The 7,202-nt window shown below is 59.2% G+C and carries 6 protein-coding genes; 3 read left to right on the top strand and 3 right to left on the bottom strand.

What is annotated here, in order from left to right; all coding sequences use genetic code 11:
• Positions 1–275 precede the first annotated feature (275 nt).
• Together gap and PG888_RS15010 are read left to right on the top strand one after the other, a co-directional pair.
• Complete coding sequence (gap, locus tag PG888_RS15015; protein WP_040099300.1) at positions 276–1,271, top strand: type I glyceraldehyde-3-phosphate dehydrogenase; 996 nt, start codon at positions 276–278, stop codon at positions 1,269–1,271.
• Between the two features lie 86 nt (positions 1,272–1,357).
• The gene (locus tag PG888_RS15010; RefSeq protein ID WP_270693681.1) at positions 1,358–2,224 is read left to right on the top strand and encodes a D-hexose-6-phosphate mutarotase; all 867 of its coding nucleotides are present in this window, start codon (positions 1,358–1,360) and stop codon (positions 2,222–2,224) included.
• Between the two features lie 70 nt (positions 2,225–2,294).
• On the opposite strand, the gene nadA is transcribed toward PG888_RS15010, so the two are convergent.
• Positions 2,295–3,368: a quinolinate synthase NadA gene (nadA, locus tag PG888_RS15005; protein WP_234602151.1), complete on the bottom strand. Its 1,074-nt coding sequence runs from the start codon at positions 3,366–3,368 to the stop codon at positions 2,295–2,297.
• 139 nt (positions 3,369–3,507) lie between these two features.
• On the opposite strand from nadA, the gene PG888_RS15000 reads away from it, so the two are divergent.
• The gene (locus PG888_RS15000) at positions 3,508–5,613 is read left to right on the top strand and encodes a methyl-accepting chemotaxis protein (RefSeq protein ID WP_270693684.1); all 2,106 of its coding nucleotides are present in this window, start codon (positions 3,508–3,510) and stop codon (positions 5,611–5,613) included.
• A gap of 69 nt (positions 5,614–5,682) precedes the next feature.
• On the opposite strand, the gene PG888_RS14995 is transcribed toward PG888_RS15000, so the two are convergent.
• Both PG888_RS14995 and PG888_RS14990 read right to left on the bottom strand, forming a co-directional pair.
• On the bottom strand, positions 5,683–6,138 hold the full coding sequence (locus PG888_RS14995; protein ID WP_270693686.1) for an NfeD family protein: 456 nt from the start codon (positions 6,136–6,138) through the stop codon (positions 5,683–5,685).
• Positions 6,135–7,058 carry an SPFH domain-containing protein gene (locus tag PG888_RS14990; RefSeq protein WP_058052545.1) on the bottom strand — a complete coding sequence of 308 codons (924 nt, stop codon included), beginning with the start codon at positions 7,056–7,058 and terminating at the stop codon, positions 6,135–6,137. The genes PG888_RS14995 and PG888_RS14990 overlap by 4 nt, the downstream gene beginning before the upstream one ends.
• Positions 7,059–7,202: the final 144 nt, after the last annotated feature.

Below are 7,202 nucleotides of genomic sequence, written 5' to 3'. Positions count from 1 at the left end.
GTGATGTTTTCATGTAGAACCTCCTGCGTTCAAGATACGAGAAAATTCTACTTATGAGCACCTCAGTTTTTCGGGGGGATTACCTCTGCGCGATGCCACGTTCTGGCACTTTTTTCGTCAAAATGTGGTAATCAGTTACATAAACAGAAAATTAATTTCACAGTTTTTCATGATATAGCGCAATTTCAGACAGAATGTTGGTTGACTCACCGGAGAGTTCTAGTAAATTTACAAGCGGAATTTTCTTTGACTACTGAACAGTTAGGTAACTAAATATGACTATCAAAGTAGGTATTAACGGTTTTGGCCGTATCGGTCGTTTCGTATTCCGTCTGGCCGCTGAGCGTGCTGACATCGAAGTTGTTGGTATCAACGACCTGATCGATGTTGACTACATGGCTTACATGCTGAAGTACGATTCAACTCACGGTCGTTTCAACGGTACCGTTGAAGTTAAAGACGGCAACCTGGTTGTAAACGGCAAAACCGTACGTGTTACCGCTGAGCGTGACCCGGCCAACCTGAAGTGGGGCGAAATCGGTGTTGACGTTGTTGCTGAAGCTACCGGTCTGTTCCTGACCGACGAGACTGCTCGTAAGCACATCGCTGCTGGTGCCAAGAAAGTTGTTCTGACTGGCCCGTCCAAAGACGCTACCCCGATGTTCGTAATGGGTGTTAACGACTCTACCTATGCTGGCCAGGACATCGTTTCCAACGCTTCCTGCACCACCAACTGCCTGGCACCGATCGCCAAGGTTCTGAACGATACCTTCGGTATCGAGTCTGGCCTGATGACCACCGTTCACGCTACCACTGCTACCCAGAAGACCGTTGATGGTCCGTCTGCCAAAGACTGGCGCGGTGGCCGCGGTGCGGCTCAGAACATCATCCCGTCCTCTACCGGTGCAGCCAAAGCTGTTGGCGTAGTTATCCCGGAACTGAAAGGCCTGCTGACCGGTATGGCTTTCCGTGTTCCGACTCCGGACGTGTCTGTTGTTGACCTGACCGTTAACCTGAAGAAAGCTGCCACCTACGCAGAAATCTGCGAAGCGATGAAAGCTGCTTCCGAAGGCGCTATGAAAGGCGTTCTGGGCTACACCGAAGACGAAGTTGTATCTACCGACTTCCTGGGTGAGCGTCAGACCTCCGTATTCGACGCCAAGGCTGGTATCCAGCTGAACGACAAATTCGTTAAAGTTGTATCCTGGTACGACAACGAAATGGGCTACTCCAGCAAAGTTCTGGACCTGATCGCTCACATCTCCAAGTAATTTGGGATGCGCAATCGCGTAGCTTGAAAAAGGCGGCCATTGGCCGCCTTTTTGTTTTTCGGTTTCCCCTGATGACAGGAGTCCACATGCAATCCATTCGTCCCCTGACAGCCAATTGCAAGCTTGCCAACAATGCGGCCGGTCTGCCGGTTCTCACCATCAACAACGACTATGCCAAGGCCGAGATCAGCCTGTTTGGCGCCCATGTGCTGAGCTATCAGCGCCATGGCGAGCCAGCCTCCATCTGGCTGAGTGACAAGGCGGTGCTGGATGGCAGCAAGCCTGTTCGTGGCGGTATCCCGATCTGCTGGCCCTGGTTTGGCCCGGCGCCAGCCCGTGTCGGCAGCGGCAAGCCCTCCCACGGCTTTGCCCGCACCACCCTCTGGATGCTGGACGGGGTCTCCGATCACGCCGATGGCACCCTGGTGCACCTCTCTCTGCGCGACAGCGATGCGACCCGCGCTCTGTGGGATCACGCCTTCGAGCTGGAGCTGGACGTGCTGGTTGGCAAAGAGCTCTCGCTGGTGCTGACCACTCGCAACACCGGCGCCCTGCCGCTGACTTATAGCAGTGCGCTGCATACCTATCTGACCATCAGTGCGCCGGAAGCGGTGAGCGTGACCGGTCTGGGTGAGCCCTATGCCGACAAGCTGACCGGACAGGATGCCAAACAGCAGGGTGCATTGACCCTGAACGGGCCGCTGGATCGGGTCTACTGGCAGCCAGAGGCGCTGGTGAGCGTGCAGGATGGTGAGCGTGAGACGCGGGTAGTGAGTGGCAACCACGACAGCGTGGTGGTCTGGACTCCCTGGTTGGAAGGGGCCACCGCCATGGCCGACATGAGCGACGATGGATATCGCACCATGCTCTGCGTCGAGGCCGCTATTGCCGGCGAGGCGGGCGTGACCGTTGCGCCGGATGAAGAGCATTGTCTCTCCACCGTGATCATCTGAGCAGCATAGCGTTCAGATAAATAAAGAGGGCTCCCGCGGGAGCCCTCTTTGCATCTCATTACCCCGGCAATCAGGCGTTGCCCTGGGTTTTCAATTTGAGTTCGGCGGCGAAGTTGAGCATCCGATCTAGAGGGATCAGCGCTTTGACCCGCAGTTCCTCGTCTACTTGGATCTCGTGGCGCTCGGCACCGTCGGTGAGGGCCTCCTTGATCGCTACCAGACCGTTCATCGCCATCCAGGGGCAGTGGGCGCAGCTGCGACAGGTAGCGCCATCGCCACCGGTCGGTGCTTCCACCATCTCTTTATCCGGACAGGCTTGCTGCATCTTGTAGAAGATGCCTCGGTCGGTCGCCACGATCAGCTTCTGCTGGGGCAGCTCTTTGGCGGCCTTGATCAGCTGGCTGGTGGAGCCCACCGCATCGGCCAGCTCGATCACCGAGGCGGGGGATTCCGGGTGAACCAGCACGGCAGCGTCCGGATTCTGCTCTTTCAGCTCGCGCAGGGCGCGGGCCTTGAACTCGTCGTGGACGATGCAGTGGCCCTGCCAGCGCAGCATCTGGGCGCCGGTCTTCTTCTCGATATAGGCACCGAGATGGCGATCCGGGCCCCAGATGATCTTGTGACCCAGGCTGTCGAGGTGCTCGACGATCTCCAGCGCGATGCTGGAGGTCACCACCCAGTCAGCCCGCGCCTTGACCGCTGCCGAGGTATTGGCATAGACCACCACGGTATGATCCGGGTTGGCATCGCAGAAGGCGGAGAACTGCTCGATGGGGCAGCCCAGATCGAGGGAACATTCGGCCTCCAAAGTCGGCATCAGCACCCGCTTGTGGGGGCTCAGGATCTTGGAGGTTTCACCCATGAAGCGCACCCCGGCGACGATCAGGGTCTGCGCCTCGTGATCGCGGCCAAAGCGGGCCATCTCCAGCGAGTCACCAACGAAACCACCGGTGGCTTCGGCCAGCGCCTGGATCTCGGGATCCGTGTAGTAGTGGGCAACCAGTACCGCCTTGCGCTCCTTGAGCAGCGCCTTGATTTCTGTGGTCAAGGTCGTTCTCTGCTCGGCACTCAGGGGAAGAGGTTTGGCCGGAAAGGGGTAGTCCATCGCGACTACCGGCGGGACACTGCTCAGTGCATTGCTCATTGCGACTGTTCCATCAACGCTCGGGAAGGCCAAAATTATAACCAGAAGCCGACGACAAACCCATCACAAATCCGGTGAGCTGCAAGTGGACGAATATACTCAATTAATTCGTTGTCACGCTGCCATAAGGAGTTGCCCCATGAAGCAACGTTCCCTCAAGTTCAAATTGTTGTGCCTGACCATGGGACTGTTTCTGCTGACCGGGCTGGCCATGACCCTGTTGCAGTCAGCCTCTTTCAGTACCCTCCGTGGCATGGTGATGACCCAGACCAGCGATGCGCTGGAGCAAGAGGTCTCCCACAGCCTGCAGTATCAGGCGGAGCGGTATGCCATCCAGATTGCCTCGCTGATGCAGAACTCCTATCAGATCCCCCTGACCGTGACCGCCCAGATTGAAGCCGGGATGGGCAAGCCGGAGCTACGGTTGTCGCGGCCCCAAGTCGAGTCTCTGCTCGGCAGCAGCTTGCAGCAGGCGAGCGGGATCAGCTCCATCTACGCCCAGTTTGAACCGGATGGTTATGACGGCGAGGATGGCAACTGGCTGGGCGGAGCCAGCCACTCGGTGGCGGGCAAGGGGAGCATGGAGATCTACTTCACCAAGGATCAGGGGGGCGCCGTGGCCCAGCAGCCGGTGGATGCCGCCGCCAGCGAGGCCAAGTTTGACACCTCTCTCAACGAGTTCGGCATTCGCAACAGCGAGTGGTATCTCTGTGGTCGCGATACTCGCCAACCCTGCCTGATGGAGCCCTACCTCTACGAAATCAGCCCGGGTAACAAGATGCTGATGACCAGCCTGACGGTGCCCGTGCTGCATGATGGCAAGTTTGTCGGGCTGGCCGGGGTGGATATGAACCTGCCCATTTTCCAGCAGCTTGCCGAAACGCTGGGCAAGAGCCTCTATGACAACAAGGCCGACGTGACCATCGTCAGCAAGATGGGGCTGATTGTGGGCAGCAACCGCTATGCCGACAAGCTGGGGCGTCCGCTCAAGGAGGCGGGCCTGACCCTGCCCACCGGTCAGGCCGTGAGTGGCGACAGCGATTTTATTTTGCAACAACCAATCCGTATCGAGGCGGCCAATACCCAGTGGTGGTTGATGATCAAGGTGCCCAAAGCGTTGGCGCTCGGCAAGGCGCGCACCATCAGCAGAGAGCTCGGCGCCCTGCTGGTGGATGCCCAGCAGCAGCAGATCGTCGCCATGGGCGGGATCACCCTGCTGGTGCTGGGACTGCTGGTCTGGTTTATCCAGACCATCACAGCGCCGCTTTCTCTCATCAGCCGCCATGTGGGCCACCTCTCCAGCAATGAGGGGGACTTGACCCAGCAGATGGAGATCGACACCCATCAGGAGCTGATCGATCTGGGTTCCCAGCTCAATGCCTTCCTCGGCAAGCTGCGGGGCATGGTGCAAATGAGCAAGGGGATTGGCCAGCAGGTCTACCAGCAGGCGCGGGAGATGAAACATACCGCCGACACTATGCGTAGCAGTCTGGACGAGCAGAATCTGGAGCTGGAGAGCGTGGTGAGCGCCATGCATCAGATGAGCACCACGGCAGTCAGCGTGGCGGGTTATGCCGAGCAGGCGGCGCAGGAGTCGGAAGCGGCGACCCACCACATCAATAACGCCCAGCAGACCCTGAGCAATGCCCGCAACGAGATCCATACCCTGGTTGGCGATATGCATGAGGCGGATAAAGCGGTGGCGCTGGTGGCCCAGCGCAGCACCAATATCAGCCGGATCCTTGATGTTATCCGCGCCATTGCCGAGCAGACCAATCTGCTGGCCCTCAACGCCGCCATCGAGGCGGCACGGGCGGGTGACATGGGACGCGGCTTTGCGGTGGTGGCGGACGAGGTGCGGGCGCTGGCGACCAAGACCCGGGAGTCGACCGACGAGATTGGTCAGCTGATCGGTAGCCTGCAGACCGAAGTGAGCAGCAGTCAGCGTCTGATGAATACCGGTATCGAGCGCTCCACCACCACGGTGCAGGGCACCGAGCAGGCGTTCGAGGCGCTCAATCGGGTGGTGGCCCAGATCCAGCAGATCCACGACCACATCAGTCAGGTGGCCATCGCCGCCGAGCAGCAGAGTGCGGTGAGCGACACCATCAACCAGAACCTGATGCGGATCGGCGATACCGCCAACGTGATCGGGCAGGAGGCCAGCTCCAGCCATCAGCTGAGCGAGGCGCTGGAGCAAGCTGCCACGGCGCTGGCCAGTCAGCTCGATCGGCTGCGTACCTGAGTGGTCGCCAGAGAGACAAAAGCCCGCGAGCGATCGCGGGCTTTTTTATGGCTCGATGGCAGAGCGGCGTCAGTGGTGGGGTTCAACCAGCAGGATGTGGGAGTCGGCCCCCACTACCCTGACCTTGCTACCCGCCGACAGCGACTCATCGCAGCGCACCGTCCAGACGGTGTCGTCCAGATACACCCGGCTGGTGCCTTGCACGACATCATCCAGAAGGGTCAGCTCGCGGCCCATATAGCTCTGCATCCGCTCGTTGATGGTGCTGGCGGCATCCTGACCCGAGTTGTCACGCTGGTGCTGCCAGCGCCACCAGGCCCAGGTGGTGAGCAGGGATTGCACCGCAAACAGCAGCAACTGCGCCTGCCAGCCAAAGGGCCAGACCAGCAGCAGCAGGCCCACTTCCAGCGCGGCGATGCCGGTCCAGAGCAGGAAGCCCACCGAGCCGAGCACCTCGATGGCCAGCAGAATGAAGCCGAGCCCCAGCCAGTGCCAGTGGGTCAGCCCCTCGAACAGGGCTGTCATGACTTGCTGCCCTTGCCATCTTTGTTGAACAGCTCGGCCATGCCAGCCACCGAGCCAATCAGGCTGCCCGCTTCCAGCGGCATCATGATGATCTTGCTGTTGGGGCCCTCACCGATACGAGCCAGCGCCTCGGTGTATTTCTGGGCCACAAAGTAGTTGATGGCCTGCATATCACCCTCAGCGATGGCCTGGGAGACCATATGGGTGGCCTTGGCTTCCGCCTCGGCCGCCCGCTCCCGCGCTTCGGCGGCGAGGAAGGCGGCCTGACGCTCACCTTCTGCCTTGAGGATCTGGGACTGCTTCTCCCCCTCGGCTTTGAGGATCTTGGACTGGCGCACCCCTTCGGCTTCCAGTACTTCGGCCCGTTTCTGGCGCTCGGCCTTCATCTGGGCGTTCATCGCTTCGACCAGCGCCAGCGGCGGGCGCACATCTTTAATCTCGATACGGGTCACCTTGATGCCCCAGGGAGCGGTGGCGGCATCCATGGTGCGCAGCAGCTTCTCGTTGATGGTGTCGCGCTGGGAGAGCATCTCGTCCAGCTCCATGGCGCCGAGCACGGTCCGCATATTGGTCATGGTGAGATTGCGGATGGCGCTGGTGAGATCGTTGACCTCGTAACCCGCTTTGCGGGCATCCACCACCTGCACAAAGCTGATGGCGTCGATGGTGACGTTGGCGTTATCGCGGGAGATCACCTCTTGTGCCGGGATATCCAGCACCTGCTCCATCATGATGATCTTGTGGCCGACCCGATCCACGTAGGGGATCAGCAGGTTGAGGCCTGGGGTCAGGGTGCGGGTGTAGCGGCCGAAGCGCTCCACCGTCCAGTTGTAGCCCTGTGGCACGATCTTGATGCCCGCGCTCAGGGTGGCAAGCACCAGGAACACGAAAATCCCTAGCACAATCAATGATTCATTCATCATTTAGCTCCTTATGAAACACAGTCCCTAGCCTATGGTCTGGCGTCAGGTACCACAAGTGACTTCGTACGCCTTTGTCATGAATTGGCTTTGCTAATTACCAAAACGCATTAAAAAGCATTTTTTATTATTTTGAGGGATAAG

The organism is Aeromonas sp. QDB23 (genome assembly GCF_027707745.1).
In the GTDB taxonomy this organism is placed as follows: Bacteria; Pseudomonadota; Gammaproteobacteria; order Enterobacterales; family Aeromonadaceae; genus Aeromonas; species Aeromonas allosaccharophila.
Note: the sequence above shows the minus strand (reverse complement) of the source record. Positions and strands in the feature narration are given on the sequence as shown.